The following is a 15,830-nucleotide window of genomic DNA, read 5'->3' on the forward strand; positions in this document are numbered from 1 at the left end:
CCTGTCACCTCCGGTCCGGGCCCGGCGGGCAGGTCTCGCCACGGAGCGCGCGGCAGTCACCGCCGGTCCCGGCTCCGTAAGCCCCAACAGGGCTGTCGACAAAGGCAATCAGGGCCGCGACCTGGGTGTTCCGCTTGCTTGATCGGCTACACCACGTGGCGGGACACGATCGGGCGGTGCAGCCGACGGAGGTGAAACGCCCACAAAGTGGGGGCGGACGACGGGCCGGCCGCGATCATCTTCTTGGCTACGTCAGGCTGCCTGCGGTGATGGCTCCGCCAACGTCAGCTACCGCCGACTCACCAAGTGAAACGACGTTTTAAGCGTCAGAAGTCGCCAAATGGATGCCTGGCATCGCGATACGAGGCGATACGAGAACTCTGCCGATTGGCGATCGGCTGAAGCGTAGCGCCGCATTAACACTGCCGAGTAGTCACTCCGCGGACCGATGACTGGACGGCTGCGGTACATGTCCCGTTGGCGGACGCTGGCTCGCCAAAGTCGGCCTTGTTGAGGGCGATGTCGAACTCGGGCGCGTGCCGGTCCAACCGGACGGTGATCAACTCTGCGGACGTGGTGAGGGGTTGAAAGGGCTGGCAGCGGCGCGCTGAATCATCCTCGGCAGACGGGTTATTACGTCGTCACCGTGCCGGCACGAGGTATCTCCTGGGCGGCACGACCGACGGCAGTGACCGAGCTGAAGTCGTGGAAATGGGTGGAGGGTTGCCACCCACGGCCCCGGAACAACCGATCCGAGGCCGCGGTTGGCACAATGTTGTTGTCACAGAGCAGCAGTGTGGACGCTCGCTCCCGTCGCAAGCCCTTCGGTCGAAGCAACGGCCATGAGGTCGGCACAGACGTCCGCGATCGGCGTATCAAGGAAGAGACCGCCGGAGCCGCCGACCGCGAGGCCGCCGGAGACGCTGTCCAGGTCGGCGTCGGAGATCTCGGCTGTTGCAACCGGGGATGCAAGGTTCACTGCGTGGTTCCCTTCGAACAGGTACTTCGGAATGGAATAGGCACTTCGGAACGGCAGAGTTCGCCCGATGCACGAAAACGGGAACTCTTCCCGGCGACTTACGCCACGCGCAGGATCAAAGCACGTCGACAAAGGCGCGGCCAGCCGTCCTGGGCTCGAACGGGGCACACTGCGAAAGGCGACTTCACCGGTGTGACAGCGGGGTGACCGAACACACCGACTCCTTCACACGGCCTGCTTCTTCGCTGCACCCACAACGGTTGCCCAAGGATTCCCAAGACGGACACTCCCGCGCCGAGGCCGCCCAATACAGTGTGGTCGCGGCTCCTGTTCAGGTTCCGCACGGCCTGTCAGTGATCGGTGTGCAGGTTTACGGGATCTTCGGCAACCGGCCAAAAGCGCAAGCACCCAAGAGCATCCACCCGAATTCGGGCTCATGTCGACACGCACACCGCACCCTCGTCCGATGCGGACGACGTCGAGCGCCACCCGTATCCCCGATGCGGCGCCGAGCCCGTATCTCCGTGCCGTTCGAGCAGCGGCGCGGTCCCCGGCGCCCACAACACCGGCCGCTTCACGCAGGTACCCCGGCTGGCGAAACTGCTGCGGGTGCCCATCCCTGCCGACCGCGGCCCCGGGCAGCCGTGGCGGCCCGGCACCCGCCCCGCCCCCGGCACCGAACGACCCCGACACGCCGACCGCGGACATCCGGGTCGGCTACCCCCGCAGCTCGGCCCTCGGCCCTCGGCCAGGAACTCGGCCAGGAACTCGACGCACAGCTCCAGCCTTCCCCTTGTTGTGGGGAAGGTAGGGCGCCAGGCGGGTCCACTGCTCGTCGGTCAGTGGGCGCGTGCACCCGCTCGTGGTCACCGAAGTCGGTAGGCGGTGGCCAGCAAGGAGACGGTGACCTGGTGTGGCAGGAGGCCGTCATCGTCCAGGTCTGCACGGTTCACGTGGCGTGCGCTCGGCGTCATCCCCACCAGGTCGAGGGCCTCCATCCTGGTCAGAGACGTGGCGTACTCGACGTGCTCGGTCTCGGCGGTCTCGAAGAAGGGGGCCAGCGCCTGGTGCAGGCGCTGCTCTTTGGCTGGGTCGATCGCGACCATTCCGGGCACCTGGCCGCGCAGCTCGGCCAGGTGCCGCCCGGTAGGACGCACCACGACCAACCGGCCGGTCGGGCGCAGCACCCTGCGGAACTCGGATGGGTTGCGCGGGGCGAACACGTCCAGCACGACGTCGGCCACCCCGTCGGCCAGCGGGAAGGGACGGAAGACGTCCCAGGTCGCCGCGGCGCCTCGCTCATGGGCTCGGGCCGCTGAGCGCAGTGCGCGCGCCGAGGTGTCCAGGCCCAGACCGCGGGCGCCGGGCAGCTGGTCGAGTACGCCGGCCAGGTAGTAGCCCGTGCCGCACCCGACGTCCACGACCGTGCCCTGCTCGGGCACGGCGTCGGCCGCCAGGCGGGCCACGGCCTGACGGATGGGGACGTACCTGCCGGTGGACAGGAAACGGTCCCGGGCCCGGGCCATGGCCGCGTCGTCGCCGCTGGTAGCGCGGGTGCCCGTGAGGAGGCTGACGTAGCCGTGGCGGGCGATATCGAAGGTGTGGCCCGCCGCGCAGCGCAGTGTGCCACGGTCGGGGTGCAGACGGGTGCGGCACATCGGGCAGCGCAGCAGGTCGAGGAACGGTTCGAGGGCAGGGGGAAGCAACACGGGCACGAGGCACTCCTGGCAACGGTGACGGGAAGGGACCGTGCCTGCACGCGCTCAGGAAGTCGCCGCCCCCGGAGGGGACGGACCCGGCGCCCGGGCCGCCTCGTACGGGCAGCACCGGCAAGGAGGTTCACGCAGCAGGCACACCAAGGAGGGCGACGCCGTCCGGCATCGCCCTCAATGCTTCCCGGTCACAGGAAGCAGTAGTGCGGGGTGCTCAGGAATGCCACGCCACGATTCTACGAGCTTCAACGTGGGTGCCGGGCGCCACCGCCGACGTCAAGAGACACGGCCCAGCGCCGGATGCAGCCTCAACGCCGGGCGTGGCGGATCGTCAGACGTCCGAATTCCATGGCCCCCGAGATTCGGATCGTCGGTCCGCCCGGGCGGGAATGCAGCCGAACCTTGTAGCGCACGTCCTTCCACCCAGTGCGCAAACCCTCGACGTCAACGACCGCGTCGCGAGGCACCGTGATCTTGGCCCTGCCGGTGCCGAGCTGCAATTCGATGTCGACTACCGGATGCTCGATGACCGCCTGGGACAGATCCAGGCGCACCCTCCCGAACGCGGACTCGACCTTGAGGAACCGAGGTACCCGCCATACGCCGCGCCGCTTGATCCGTCCGCCGGCGACGGCGATCGTTGACGTGGCGCCCGGCTGCTCTTCCGGGAGTGAGGCCAGAGCCGACACGAGCTCGCGCTGCGCCTTGGCGGTAAGCACACGGTGGAGGCGTTCGTCCAACTCCTCGTGCGAGATGAGCCCTTCGGTGTACGCCTCCTGCAGGCGATGCACGGCCGTGTCGCGGTCGTCTTCGCCGATCAGCGGCGGCGAGTCTTCCGGTAAGGGGGTCACCGTTTCACCTTACTGCCGTGCCGACGATGCGAACGCGCCAAGGTCCGTGGTCGCCCCTCCGCCGGCAACACCTCGGCTGGAGTGACGAGCTTGACCGGCAGGTCGAGGAACGCGCCGGCCAAGACGATGCTCAGACGCCCCCTCCGGCAGCCTTAGCGGGCTCGCAGCGAGCCCTGATGGCGATACCGGCCGGGACGGGCCGCCGGCACAAACCCGGGCGCTGCACCGCTGTCCGCGCCGGCGCCACGGCAACGCCCGCCACCCCGACGTGCTCGCCTCCCAGCGCAGAGCACGCGCCCGCATCCGCAGCGAAAAGGGCGGACGCCCTCTCGCACCCGCAGCCCGACACCGCCTGGCGGCCAGTGACTCAGAAGCCTCGGAAAACGCCGTCGTCGTCGACGGCGCCCGCGAACTCCTCGAAGTCCATGTTCGCGCCCGAGAGATTGTTCTCGATGCCCCACAACTCGGCTGCCACAACGCGGACACAACGCCCGCGCTCACCCCGCCTGTCCACCACGAGGATCGGCAGTTCGGTCGAGGCGAGAGCTACAGAGTCCGCCAGGACAAGAAGTGGATGCTGGTACTCCGCGGGGATCAGTTCGAGGGCCTGGTCGGGAGTCAAGCCCTCGTAGCTCCCGTCGTCGATGAGTGCGACGTTGGCCAAGAAGCCGTCTCTGCTGGGCGAGAACAGCGCCGCCCGCAGAGCGTCCCAAGCACCGTCTGCCGAGAAGTCGGTGCGCACAACGAGGGCTTCCAAAGCGAAGGGGAACTGATTCATGCGCGGACGGTACCGCCAATCCGGTGAACGGCCCGCGTACCCCGCAGGGTGAGGCGGCCGCAGCCCCTGCGTGACACCCGGGTCTCGGCCCTTGGCGCTGGTGTGGTTCCTGATGCGTCGTCAAACCCCACTGCTCACAGCCGGCCACGGTGTACGGCGGCGCAGCCGGCCACGGTGTACGGCGGCACAGACGGCCGAACGATCGGCTCTGCACCGCCTGAATCGCGGCATCAGACGGGCGGTCGCGGGTCTGCGGCCGTGTTCAGGCCGTCCAGGAGCAGGTGGAGGCCGGTGGTGAACTGCTCTCGGTCGTCGTGGTCACGCAGGTCCGCAGTGGTGCGCGTCAGGAAGGGGTAGTCGGCGGGGTCGAGTTCTTCCCAGCGTTCGGCGGTCTGGGCAAGGAAGGCGTCGCGGCTGGGGGGCGCGTCGGCGGTGGTGCGCGGGGCGACGATCTGGGCGCTGACGCCGGTGATGTAGTAGGAGATCGCGGTGGAGACCGCGAAATGCCGTTCGGCGGGCAGCCCGGTTCATGCGACAAGGGTGCACGCCCCCGACGACGGCGCGGCGCGGCGTCCCGACGGTCCAGTGGGGCCACAGGGTCACCGGCGTCCGGCCCCTCGGCGATGGCCGACACGAGCTGACCTTCGCCGACGGCGCAACCGTGACCAGCAGTCTCCTCGTCGGCGCCGACGGCGCCTGGTCGAAGATCCGCCCACTGCTCTCCGACGCCAAGCCCGAGTACGTCGGCACGACGTTCATCGAGACCTACCTGTACGACGCCGACGAGCGGCACACCGCGACAGCCGAGGCGGTCGGTGTGGGCGCGATGTACGCACTGGCCCCGGGTAAGGGGATCATCGCGCACCGCGAGGCGGGGAACATCCTGCACACGTACGTCGAGCTGAACCGCTCCGCCGAGTGGATCGCCGCCATCGACTTCACCGACGCCGCCGCCGCGACCGCTCGGGTCGCGGCCGAGTTCGACGGATGGGCTCCGGAGCTCACCGCGCTGATCACCGACGGCGAGACCGCTCCCGTTGCGCGCATGATCCACACACTCCCGGACGGACACCGATGGGAGCGCGTGCCCGGAGTGACGCTCCTCGGCGATGCCGCCCACCTGATGCCGCCGTCCGGTGACGGCGCGAACCTGGCGATGTTCGACGGTGCCGAACTCGGTAAGGCAATCGCCGCTCACCCCGACGACTTCGAGACGGCACTCATCGCCTACGAGGAGGCGCTGTTCGCGCGCACCGAACCCTTCTACGCCGACGCGCACGAAATGCTGGACCTCTGTCTCGGCGACCGCGCACCGTTCGCGAGCTGCACGAGCAGCGTCGCGCACTGCAGGCCGGTTCCAGCAGGCCCTGATGGAGTGTCAGACCGGCGTTCGGAGCGGATGCGCAGTCGTTTGAACCGATGGAGCCAGGCGAACGATCGCTCCGTGACCCCGCCGCGGCGGTATGGCATCCAGCAGAGGAATCACTTGAGTGACATCGTGGCGGTTACCGCAGGTCAGCAAGACAGCGAGCGGAGTTCCATGCCGGTCAACGATCAGGTGCAGCTTGGAACCAGGCCGGCCCCGGTCGACGGGCGAGGGGCCGACGCCGAGCGGTCACTCCGGAGCAGCCCACCACTGACGCGGGGACGTCCCTTCGGGCAACACGGGACAAGCTCATCGGACACCCCGCGGACTCTGCTTGACGAGGCCGCGGCCAGCCACCCGACACGCCGGTCTCATGCTGAAGCCCTGGCTTCGCCCACGCTGAACCACCCAGGCCGCACCTCGGCCAGCAGGGGCTTCAGCGACTCCACCGCGGACCGCAGATCAATGTCCGTGGGGTCAAAAGGCTCAGGCAAACTCTGCGCATAAAGGCGTAGTCGCCAGAAGTCGAAGATCTCCGCTCCGTCGGCCGCAAAGTCCACATCGATCTCAGTGCCGTCCTGGTTGACGAAGAGGCAGCCTGCTCCGTGGACGCTGTAGGAGTAGGTGCCGATTTCGCCGCTTCGGCTGATCCGGTGCGAACGGACCAGGCCGAGCACGTCCGCAAGCCGCTCGAGCGAGGGGAACGCCGCCCGCATGGCCTCACCAGCCGAGTCGAGAGCATCGACGTACCCGATCACCAGGTCACGCGCTGTTGTCACGTGCGCCCCTCCCCTACTGCGCCACCCCGGCGTACGTGTACGGGCGATTGTTCCACGTGGGCTCCCGACGTCTCCGTCGGCGACGTTCTGAACGATCAGTAAGGCCATTTCCACCCCCCTCCAGCCATCTGCGCGCCCAATGAGGACGGCCGCGCAGCGGGAGTCCTCACAAGCGTCTGTCGGAGGCTCAGCCGCTCGTCCTGGTTCGGTGACCCGCGTCACACCCGCCTCCTGTCAGCAATCGGAGCGCCGTCTCGTTCAAGGGGCACGCGAACGAGACAGGAGCAACGCCATGAAGCACCGCATCGTCGTACTCGGCGCCGGATACGCCGGGGCCTTCGCCGCCGGAAACCTGGCCCGTCGGCTCTCCCCCGCCGACACCGAGATCACCGTCGTCAACGCCGTGCCCGACTTCGTTGAGCGGATGCGGCTCCACCAGCTCGCGATCGGCCAGGACCTCAGGTTCCGCAAGCTCGCCGACGTGTTCGCGGGCACCGGGGTGCGGCTGCGCCTGGCGCGGGTCACCGGCGTCGACCCCGAGCGCAGGACCGTCGCCGTGACCGGCGAGGACGGCGACAGCGAGCTCACCTACGACACGCTTCTCTACGCGCTCGGCAGCTCCGTAGCCCAGCACGGCGTCCCCGGCGTGGCCGAGTACGCCTTCGATGTGACCGGCCGGTCCTCGGCGCTGCGTCTGCGCGAGCGCCTGGCCGGCCTGGGCGAGGGCGGCACCGTGCTGGTCGTCGGTGAGGGGCTGACCGGCATCGAGACCGCCACCGAGTTCGCCGAGTCCCGGCCCGACCTCTCGGTCGCGCTCGCCGCCCGCGGCGAGCTGGGCGCCTGGCTCTCCCCGAAGGCCCGCCGTCACCTGCGCCAGGCCTTCGACCGGCTCGGCATCACCGTCCACGAGCACACCGCTGTCGAAGCCGTCGAGCCGACACGGGCGATCGCCGGCGGTGTCGCCGGGCCGTCCATCCCGGCCGACGTGACCGTGTGGTCGGCCGGGTTCGCCGTGCACCCCATCGCGGCGGCCAGCGGCCTGGAGGTCGCCGAGACCGGCCAGATCGTCGTCGACCGCACCATGCGCTCGGTCTCGCACCCGGACGTCTACGCCGCCGGTGACTGCGCCTACGCGATCGGCGACAACGGCCGGCCGCTGCCGATGTCCTGCGCCTCGGCCGGCTTCACCAACATGCAGGCGACCGCCGCGATCATTGCGCGCCTGACGGGCAGCGAGGTCCCGGCCACCGGGCTGAAGTACTACGGCAACCACATCAGCCTCGGGCGGCGGGATGCGATCTTCCAGATGGTGGACGGGGACGTCCGGTCGAAGTCCTGGTACCTGGGCGGCCGGACCGCCGCGCGGCTCAAGTCGGGCGTGCTCAAGGGGGCCGGGTGGGGCATCGCCCACCCGACCTTCGGCATGCCGAAGCGCAAGCGTCGCCTGGCCACCGCCCCTGACCGGGCCGGTGTAAGGGCCGCCGCATAGGCTGCTTCGCATGGACAGCGCAGCCATCGATCGGTTCGAGGCCAGCCGGGGCCGGCTGGCCTCGCTGGCGTACCGTCTGCTCGGCTCGGCCGCCGACGCCGAGGACGCCGTGCAGGACACGTTCCTGCGCTGGCAGGCCGCAGACCGCGAACGGGTCGAGGTGCCGGAAGCGTGGCTGACCAAGGTCGTCACCAATATCTGCCTCGACCGGCTCCGCTCGGCGCAGGCGCGACACGAGCGAGCGGCCGGTGCCTGGCTGCCCGAGCCGCTCCTCGAGGGCGACCCGATGCTCGGCCCGGCCGACACCTTCGAGCAACGCGAATCGGTGTCCTTGGCCGTACTGACCCTCTTGGAACGCCTCTCGCCGGTCGAGCGAGCCGTCTACGTCCTGCGCGAGGCCTTCTCGTACAGCCACGCCGAGATCGCCGGGATCCTCGACATCACCGAGTCCGCGAGCCAGCAGCATGTCCACCGGGCTCGGATCAGGGTCGCCGCCGAGCGCCGCCGCGGCGGCCAGGCCGACCCCGCGTCCGCGCGCCGGGTCGTCGAGGAGTTCCTCGCCGCCGCCATGTCCGGGCGCACGGAACGGCTGGTGGCGCTGCTCACCGACGACGTGACGGCGGTCTCGGACGGCGCCGGACTGGCCAAGCGGCTGTTGCGGTACGAGACGCGTGAGCGGGTCGCCTCCTACGTGCGGGCCGGCTTCAAGCCCACGCCGGCGAAGCGGCGGCTGGCCGGCGGCTCGCCCGCGATGCATATCGCGTGGGTCAACGGCTCCCCGGCCGTCCTCGCCGTGGTCGACGACCGGGTCGTGGGCGCCGTGGCGTTCGAAGTCAGCGACGGCAAGGTCGCGTCCCTGCGCGGCATCGCCGCCGCAGACCGGCTCGTGCGCCTCAACGAGGCCTGGCGGCAGCAGGAACCCGACGCGCCGGTCATCAACGCATGGTGACCAGAGCCAGCAGCGTGTCAACGCCCTGCAACGGCTGCGATCCGCCTTGACCGAGGGCGGGACGGCGGTAGGAGCCGCCGCCATCATCTCTTTGTTGGACCGAGTGGTCTCTCTGCTCAGAGGCGAGCGACACGTCGGACCGGCCTTCCCACCCCCACACCAGCTGGCCCGGCAGACAGAGCCCGCGCCGGCGCGCTCGGGCCGGAGCGCCGGCCGGGCCGCTGTTGTTCAGAGGGCGTCCTGCGACTGTTCGAGGGGTTCTCGGGACACCTGGTCCTTGGCCGGTACGCGGTCGATGATCCAGATATTGCGACCCCGGTCGGCCAGGAATGCCCAGAGGGCGAGCAGGAGCGCGCCTGCTGCCACGACGAGGGCAACCAGGAGGGCGCCTTCGACGCCGTGAGTGTCCGCGAAGCCGCCGGAGACCGCTTGTCCGGCGGCTGTCCCGAGGGGGCCGCCGGCGCACAGGATGGTCATGGCGATCGCAGCCCGGGCAGCGGGGGCCAGTCGCTCGGTCAGGGCATAGATGCTGATCATGTAGGGCGCGACGGTGAAGCTGGCCAGCGCGACGGCGACCGGAAGGGACACGAGCTGGGTGCCGATGAAGAGGATCAGCATGCCGACGAAGAGTGCCGTAGCGAACGAGACGTAGCGGGCGCGCAGGGAGAACCGCTGTGGGAGCCAGGCGCAGGCGAGGCCGGCCAGGGCACTGCCGACGCCGAACTCGGCGTACAAGAGCCCGGAGGCGCCGGGCTTGTCGATCGTGTCGGCGTACACGGTGACGGCCGTCTGGACTGCGCCGAAGACCGCCCCCATGGCGACCATCGCCAGGAACATGACGGCCAGGGGACGACGTGGCAGGTGCGGCTTCCCAGGCTCGCCCGAAGAGGGTCGGTGCGTGGTGCGGTGGGCGTAGAGCAGTGCGAAGGGAAGGGTGCTTCCCGCGATCAGGAACATGGTCACCACGGCGGGGGCGAGGGGGCTGAGTGCGGCCAGCAGCCCGACGAGCGCGGGTCCGGCGACGAAGCTCAGCTCATCCGCGGATGCCTCATAGGACAGCGCCACGGGCAACAAATGGTGCTCGTCGTGCGAGCGCACCAGACGGGACCAGTGCACTCGTACGAGAGGACCGACTTGAGGTTGCGTCAGGCCCACGAGAGTGGCCGCCGCGAACATGCCCTCCCGGGTGCCGTGGCTCGCGGCCAACAGGGCGGCCCAGGCAGCGAAGTTGGCGAGTGCGGCAGCAACGCCGACGGATCGGTGGCCGTAGCGATCGGCCAGGGCCCCGACCAGGGGGCCGCCGATGGCAATGGCGATGCTCTGGGCCGCGCTGGCGAGGCCGGCGAAGGCGTAGCTGCCGGTCGATGCCTGGAGCAGGATGAGAGTGGAGAGGGCCGAGGCCGCGTATGGCAGGCGGGCGGAAAATCCCAAGGGGAAGAAGCCGGCGCCCGCAACGCGCAGCAGGGAGCGGTATGACACTGATGTCTCCATCGGGGCACGTCGAGGAGACGCGCCTCCCAGCCACCAACGCGTCGACGAGCCCGATTCTGATCGTCAACGTAGCGGAGGCGGCTGAGGGCTGTACAGGAGCCTTCGACTGCTCGCCGCTTCCAGACGTTGAATTGCGCGTTCGCTGTGACGTTGCCGCCTGCTGCGGCAGCGCCCATCACCACGAGGCGACCTATGCGGCGGCTGAGCTGCAGGTAGACGGCCAAGAGCAGCGCAATACTGGGCAGGGGGCGATCGCCGCGATCGTCACGGGTGACTCTGCGGTGTCCAGGACGCCGGCAGTGATTCGACGGCGGACCGGGAATCCACGGCATGCTCCGGATCGGGGAGCGAGTCGGACACTCCCCGAGACCGTCCTTGCCGTGAGCGTATTCCGCGCGATGAGGGTGCGGGTATACCGGTGATGTGGGTAGGTGCTGCAGCGGAGTTTGTACAGGAAACGCCTCGTAGTCGAACAGCGCGACCGCGTCCTCACGCCACTGGGCCGTCGCGGAGTACGCCACGCACGGTGTCGAGCCGTACAGCCGGTTCGAACTCCGGCAGCCACCACGTCGCGCCGGCCTGCGCGTACGGCTCGGGATCGACGCCCAGCGGCAGACTGACGGCGATGTCGTACGAGGCCATCTCGCCATGGCGCAGTTCGGTGAGGGTGCCGACGACCTCGGCAAGCTGGTCCGGGTGCTCGAGATTGGCCGGGAAGAAGCCGTCGAGCCGGGCGGCCCGGCGGATCGGCCTGACGTTGCCGGGGAATCCGGCGGCCCACACCGGCACGCCGGGCCGCTGAACCGGCCGCGGCAGGAACGCGATGTCGTCGACGGTGTAGTGCTCGCCGCGGTGATGCACCGGTTCGCCGGACCAGGCTGCGGCCAGGATCGCCAAGGACTCGTCGAGCATCTGCCCGCGCCGCCGGTCGTCGAGCTGCTCGCCGGTCTTGGACAGCTCGCCGGCGAACCGGTCGCTGCCGAGGCCGACGCCGAGAGTGAGGCGGCCGTCGCTGAGCCGATCCAGCGTCGCGGTCTCGCGCGCGACCTTGGCCGGCCGTCGACGGGCAAGCGTCGAGACCATCGGGCCGAGCCGCAACCGCTCGGTCGCGGTCGCGATCGCCGCCAGCGCGATCCACGGGTCGGCGACCAGTCGCACCGGCGCCCGCCAGCACAGCTGATCCCACACGAAGCAGCCGTGCCACCCGGCTTCCTCCGCGTCGGCGGCCAGTCGCGCCACCACCCGCGGGTCGGCGAGGTCGTCGAAGAGCGGCAGCCAGAGGGCCGACCGTAGCCGGTTCATGAGCGGCCTCCTTCCGTGTGCCGCGCCAGGGCCGACACGAAGTCATCCCACACCGGCCTCGGCAGGTCGTGCCCGGCTCCCTTGAGGACCAGCAGCTCCGCACCGGGGATCGCGTCGCGCAGCGCCTCGCCGTGCGCCGGCGGAAGGAGTGGGTCGTGGTCGCCGTGGACCACGAGTGTCGGCGCCGCGATGTCGCCGAAGCCACCTCGGGCCGGTCCGTCGAGCTCGATGGCGTAGTGGTTGACCAGGGTCGATGCGTAGCTCCTGGCGCGCGCCACGTCACGTTCGACCAACGCTCGGATCGCGGCCTCGTCGAAGTGCGGCGAGCCACCGGCGTACGCCCTCGAGCCGGCGACCACGTACTCGACGACCGCGGCCGCGTCGGAGGAATCCGGCTCGGCCGGCATGGCCAGGTTGCTCGACGGCGGCGGCAGGTCGTCGGCCCCGGTCGAGCTCGAGACGAACGTCAGCGACGCAACCCGATCGGGATGGTCCACCCCGAGGATGAGTCCGATCCCGCCGAACATCGATTGACAGACCACATGGGCGCGCTCGATGCCCAAGACGTCCTGGATACCGAGCACGTCCAGAGTCAGGTCGGTGAACGAGTACGTCGGCTGTCCCGGTGGGTAGCAGGCCGAGCGGCCGGTGTCCCGATGGTCGTAGCGGACCACGAACCGGCCGCGGGCGGCGATCTGTTCGCACAGTTCGGCGTCCCACCACAGCATCGAGGCGGCCGACCCGGCGACCAGCATGATCGGCGGGGTCGCGGGGTCGCCGAAGGTCTCGACACACAGCTCGGCGCCGTTGATTTTGAGGAGTTGCTCGCCGTGAGATTGATGTGGGGTCATGTCTGGCACGCTAGAGCCCGCGCATCGATTGTGAAAAGCGATGATTTCCGATCGATTCGATCGCTTGTGGCAATGGGCGTCGCTACGCTGGAACACGTGAGCAACGTGGAGCTGCGCCATCTGGCGGCGATGGCCGCCATCGCCGAGGAGGGCTCGTTCGGTCGGGCGGCCACCCGTCTCGGGTACACCCAGTCGACGGTGAGCCAACAGATCGCCGCGTTGGAGAGGGCCGTCGGCGGTCCGGTGTTCGACCGGCCGGGCGGCCCCAAACCGGTACGGCTCACCCCCCTGGGCTCCGTGGTCCTCAACCAGGGTCGCGAACTGCTGGCGAAGGCGGAGGCATTGACCGACGCCGTGGACCGGTTCAAGGCGGGAGACGGCCGGATCGACATCGGCACCTTCCAGAGCGTGTCCAACGTGATCCTGCCGTCGGTCGTGCGCCGGCTGCGAGACGAGCACCCCGGCTGCGACATCAGGTTGTCCGAGGAAGAGCCGGAGCAGCCGCAGATCGGTGACCTCGACCTGCTGTTCTACGACGGCCGCATCGACGGCGACGTCGAGCACCGCAAGCTGCTCGACGATCCGTACCTGCTGGTGGCAGGCGCCGGCACCTTCCCCGACGGTCCGGTCCCGCTGGAGCGGCTCGACGGGGCACCGATGGTGGCCTGGCCGCTGACCTGCGACCAGCCCTTGATGGAGCAGGCCCTCGCCCGCAGCGGTGCCCGTCCGCAGGTCGTGTTCCGCAGCGCGGTCAACGACACCCTGTTGTCGATGGTGCGAGCCGGCCTGGGATCGGCGGTGCTGCCCTGGCTCGCCATCCGCGGTGCCGATGTCCCGTCCGACGACAGGCTCCGCGTCCACGAACTACAGCCGTCCCTGCCGTCGCGGGAGATCTACCTGCACTGGCGGGCCGGACGTACCCACTCACCACTTGCCGGCCGGGCCATCGAGATCGCCGTCGCGGTCGCGGCCGATCTCGCGCCGCCGCCGGCCAGTGCTTGATGCGCTCGTAAGCATCACTCTGCCGTTCGCGGCGGGTTCCGTCCGGCGCGGTGGCCCGGATGCGCGACGACGCTGCTGCGGGTATCTCTTCCTTCGTCAGCACCACACACCGCGGACGACCCACGATCACGGTCACCGGTCGCCTGCGGTCGACGGATGGACCGCAGGTGCGGAGAGTGCGCCGAAGGCCCGAGATGCCAAGGTGTCCGGCCCTCAGCTCGTCGGCGCGCCCGTGTGACGCACCAGGAGGGAGTGACTCTGTGCGCCAGCGAACACCAGCCGCACGCCGAGCAGCATTCGCATGGGCGCTCTGGCGGCCGACGGTCCTGTCGGCGGGTTCTGGATGCGGTAGGGCGGACAACCAGTTCGGCGCCTCACGACACACGGGAAGGACCGGATCGAGCAACCGCGCACGGGCAGTAGGGGTGGTGGCGGTAGCCGTCGGGGCACTGCTCACCGGCGCTGTCGGGGCGTGCGGCGCTGCCGACCATGACAGTGCTGTGCACTCAGCGGTCGACCTTGCCGACCGTGACCGCGTGCCGGCCCCCAGCCCGATGATGTCCGCACTCGACGATACGACCGGGACCGAGCCGGGAGTGCCCCCTGGGTTCAGCTCGCACGGCGTCCAGTTGCTGCGGGCCCAGGTCCGAGAGACCTTTCCCCACGATCCTCTGGCCTTCACCCAGGGCCTGGAGTTCCGCGGCGGGACCCTGTACGAGAGCACGGGACTGGTCGGTCAGTCCTCCCTGCGCGCAGGGCCGCCAGGCAGGCCGCCCACGGTGTATGCCGAGCTGCCGGCGCCACTGTTCGGCGAGGGCATCACCCTGGCCGGCGACAGGTTGTGGCAACTCACCTGGCGTAACGGCATCGCCATCGAGCGCGACCCCACCACACTCGCGGAACGCCGCCGGGTCACGTACGAGGGCGAAGGCTGGGGCCTGTGCCATCAACGCGTCGCCGACCGGGAACGGCTCGTGATGAGCGACGGCACGAGCCGGCTCACCTTCCGCGACCCCAAGACCTTCAAGAGAACGGGCGGCATCAGCGTGCGCCAAGGCGGCCAACCGGTGACACACATCAACGAATTGGAATGCGCGCCCGACGGCTTCGTCTACGCCAACGTCTACCTCACAGACACGATCGTGCGCATCGACCCGCACACCGGCGCCGTCACCGCGCAGATCGACGCCGCCGGACTCCTGACGGCATCGGAAGCCCACCGAGCCGAGCAACTCAATGGCATCGCCGCCGTACCAGGAACGAACGAATTCCTGATCACCGGCAAGCACTGGCCTCGCATGTTCCAGGTCGCCTTCGTCCCGGCGTGAGCCGCCCGACCGGCCACCCCGTCTGGTCGCTGGCCTTGGCCCAACACAGGCCCGAATGACCCGCATGGTGGCTGCCTTCTCCCGCAGCCTGTCGGCTATGTGGATGCGGTCGGCCACAACTGACGGCGCGAGCCCGGTTGAGTAGACAGCCGGCGCCGGCGGGTCCTGCTCCATCGCGTGCGGAGAGGACCCGTCGCTGGTCGGCGTCATTGAGGAAGCCTGTGCCGTACGGGTAGGGGTACGGGGAGGAAAGGGGAGGCATGCAGCGACTTGTCCTCGCCGGTGCGGTCGGTCGTAGTCCCTTCCCAGCAGGCGGTGACCATCCGTGCGTAGGTCTCAGCCCCAGGGCCGTAGACGAAGTTGCCCGGAACGCTGTGCGTGCGTCCCGGGCAGTGGGTGGCTTCGCGATGTTCTTGGGGCTTTGCAGGCTTCAGCCGTCTCAGGCCGCGGCCGTTGGGTTTGCTGACGCGGCGGCGTCGCGGTACTCGGCGTTGATGCGCTGCGCTTCTTCGAGCTGGTCTTCAAGAATGATGATGCGGCAGGCGGCCTCGATGGGGGTGCCGTGGTCGACGAGTTCCCGGGCGCGGGCGGCGATGCGCAGCTGGTAGCGGGAGTATCGGCGGTGTCCGCCTGCGGATCGGAGCGGGGTGATGAGGCGGGCTTCTCCGATGGCGCGGAGGAAGCCTTGGGTGGTACCGAGCATTTCGGCGGCCCGGCCCATGGTGTAGGCGGGGTAGTCGTCGTCGAGTCGGCCGTACGTGTCGTCTGCTGTCACTTGCACCTCTCTGTGGAACGCGTGGAGGGGCCCTGGTGCCGTATGACACCAGGGCCCCGAAGGAACAGCTACACCATCTGCCGGCCCCGGTACTGCGCCGGCCTTCTGTCTCCGCAGACCCGACCCAGATGCTGTCGGGGATGCTGGGATCGCGGTTGCTTGACCGGAGACCACCTCA

General features: G+C 69.5%; 14 protein-coding genes and 2 pseudogenes. 5 read left to right on the plus strand and 11 right to left on the minus strand.

Annotation, left to right across the window (positions count from 1 at the left end; translation table 11 throughout):
• Positions 1-781: 781 nt before the first annotated feature.
• The 5 genes from AC5P09_RS37665 to AC5P09_RS37685 all read right to left on the minus strand — a co-directional run bounded on the left by AC5P09_RS37665 (position 782) and on the right by AC5P09_RS37685 (position 4,841).
• Positions 782-979 carry a hypothetical protein gene (locus AC5P09_RS37665; RefSeq protein ID WP_266446428.1) on the minus strand — a complete coding sequence of 66 codons (198 nt, stop codon included), beginning with the start codon at positions 977-979 and terminating at the stop codon, positions 782-784.
• A gap of 866 nt (positions 980-1,845) precedes the next feature.
• A complete protein-coding gene (locus AC5P09_RS37670; protein WP_493878200.1) occupies positions 1,846-2,694 on the minus strand; it encodes a putative RNA methyltransferase in 849 nt (282 codons plus the stop codon).
• Between the two features lie 305 nt (positions 2,695-2,999).
• The gene (locus AC5P09_RS37675; protein ID WP_493878201.1) at positions 3,000-3,542 is read right to left on the minus strand and encodes a DUF1707 SHOCT-like domain-containing protein; all 543 of its coding nucleotides are present in this window, start codon (positions 3,540-3,542) and stop codon (positions 3,000-3,002) included.
• Between the two features lie 367 nt (positions 3,543-3,909).
• Entirely contained in the window at positions 3,910-4,320 is a 411-nt protein-coding gene (locus AC5P09_RS37680; protein WP_493878202.1) for a DUF6924 domain-containing protein, read from the minus strand.
• A 230-nt stretch (positions 4,321-4,550) separates the two neighbouring features.
• Complete coding sequence (locus AC5P09_RS37685; RefSeq protein ID WP_493878213.1) at positions 4,551-4,841, minus strand: TetR/AcrR family transcriptional regulator C-terminal domain-containing protein; 291 nt, start codon at positions 4,839-4,841, stop codon at positions 4,551-4,553.
• 50 nt (positions 4,842-4,891) lie between these two features.
• Between AC5P09_RS37685 and AC5P09_RS37690 the strand changes: the two are divergent.
• Positions 4,892-5,635 (plus strand): annotated as a pseudogene (locus AC5P09_RS37690) (FAD-dependent oxidoreductase); the annotation flags it as partial.
• 28 nt (positions 5,636-5,663) lie between these two features.
• Here the strand turns inward: AC5P09_RS37690 and AC5P09_RS37695 are convergent.
• Positions 5,664-5,926 (minus strand): annotated as a pseudogene (locus AC5P09_RS37695) (transposase); the annotation flags it as partial.
• Positions 5,927-6,057: 131 nt separating this feature from the next.
• A complete protein-coding gene (locus AC5P09_RS37700) occupies positions 6,058-6,573 on the minus strand; it encodes a DUF6896 domain-containing protein (protein WP_493878203.1) in 516 nt (171 codons plus the stop codon).
• Positions 6,574-6,757: 184 nt separating this feature from the next.
• On the opposite strand from AC5P09_RS37700, the gene AC5P09_RS37705 reads away from it, so the two are divergent.
• The gene (locus tag AC5P09_RS37705; RefSeq protein WP_493878204.1) at positions 6,758-7,954 is read left to right on the plus strand and encodes an NAD(P)/FAD-dependent oxidoreductase; all 1,197 of its coding nucleotides are present in this window, start codon (positions 6,758-6,760) and stop codon (positions 7,952-7,954) included.
• Positions 7,955-7,964: 10 nt separating this feature from the next.
• Positions 7,965-8,903 (plus strand): sigma-70 family RNA polymerase sigma factor, encoded by a 939-nt coding sequence (locus AC5P09_RS37710; RefSeq protein ID WP_493878205.1) that lies wholly within the window; start codon positions 7,965-7,967, stop codon positions 8,901-8,903.
• A 228-nt stretch (positions 8,904-9,131) separates the two neighbouring features.
• Here the strand turns inward: AC5P09_RS37710 and AC5P09_RS37715 are convergent, their stop codons facing one another.
• The 3 genes from AC5P09_RS37715 to AC5P09_RS37725 form a co-directional block, all read right to left on the minus strand.
• Positions 9,132-10,382 (minus strand): MFS transporter, encoded by a 1,251-nt coding sequence (locus AC5P09_RS37715; protein ID WP_493878206.1) that lies wholly within the window; start codon positions 10,380-10,382, stop codon positions 9,132-9,134.
• A 501-nt stretch (positions 10,383-10,883) separates the two neighbouring features.
• Positions 10,884-11,696 carry an LLM class flavin-dependent oxidoreductase gene (locus tag AC5P09_RS37720; RefSeq protein WP_493878207.1) on the minus strand — a complete coding sequence of 271 codons (813 nt, stop codon included), beginning with the start codon at positions 11,694-11,696 and terminating at the stop codon, positions 10,884-10,886.
• Complete coding sequence (locus AC5P09_RS37725; RefSeq protein WP_493878208.1) at positions 11,693-12,547, minus strand: alpha/beta fold hydrolase; 855 nt, start codon at positions 12,545-12,547, stop codon at positions 11,693-11,695. Before AC5P09_RS37725 ends, AC5P09_RS37720 begins: the two co-directional genes overlap by 4 nt.
• Before the next feature lie 96 nt (positions 12,548-12,643).
• Between AC5P09_RS37725 and AC5P09_RS37730 the strand changes: the two genes are divergently transcribed.
• Entirely contained in the window at positions 12,644-13,549 is a 906-nt protein-coding gene (locus AC5P09_RS37730; protein WP_493878209.1) for a LysR family transcriptional regulator, read from the plus strand.
• A 557-nt stretch (positions 13,550-14,106) separates the two neighbouring features.
• Positions 14,107-14,877 (plus strand): glutaminyl-peptide cyclotransferase, encoded by a 771-nt coding sequence (locus tag AC5P09_RS37735; RefSeq protein ID WP_493878214.1) that lies wholly within the window; start codon positions 14,107-14,109, stop codon positions 14,875-14,877.
• 439 nt (positions 14,878-15,316) lie between these two features.
• On the opposite strand, the gene AC5P09_RS37740 is transcribed toward AC5P09_RS37735, so the two are convergent.
• On the minus strand, positions 15,317-15,652 hold the full coding sequence (locus tag AC5P09_RS37740; protein WP_493878210.1) for a MerR family transcriptional regulator: 336 nt from the start codon (positions 15,650-15,652) through the stop codon (positions 15,317-15,319).
• Positions 15,653-15,830 lie beyond the last annotated feature (178 nt).

The sequence above is a fragment of the Streptomyces sp. a15 genome, from assembly GCF_059026085.1.

What these genes read in the sequence shown, in the direction of transcription:
- AC5P09_RS37680 (WP_493878202.1), bottom strand. Translation starts at nt 4,320, where the DNA reads ATGAATCAGTTCCCCTTCGCTTTGGAAGCCCTCGTTGTGCGCACCGAC.
- AC5P09_RS37700 (WP_493878203.1), bottom strand. Translation starts at nt 6,573, where the DNA reads ATGGCCTTACTGATCGTTCAGAACGTCGCCGACGGAGACGTCGGGAGC.
- AC5P09_RS37705 (WP_493878204.1), top strand. Translation starts at nt 6,758, where the DNA reads ATGAAGCACCGCATCGTCGTACTCGGCGCCGGATACGCCGGGGCCTTC.
- AC5P09_RS37710 (WP_493878205.1), top strand. Translation starts at nt 7,965, where the DNA reads ATGGACAGCGCAGCCATCGATCGGTTCGAGGCCAGCCGGGGCCGGCTG.
- AC5P09_RS37720 (WP_493878207.1), bottom strand. Translation starts at nt 11,696, where the DNA reads ATGAACCGGCTACGGTCGGCCCTCTGGCTGCCGCTCTTCGACGACCTC.
- AC5P09_RS37725 (WP_493878208.1), bottom strand. Translation starts at nt 12,547, where the DNA reads ATGACCCCACATCAATCTCACGGCGAGCAACTCCTCAAAATCAACGGC.
- AC5P09_RS37735 (WP_493878214.1), top strand. Translation starts at nt 14,107, where the DNA reads ATGTCCGCACTCGACGATACGACCGGGACCGAGCCGGGAGTGCCCCCT.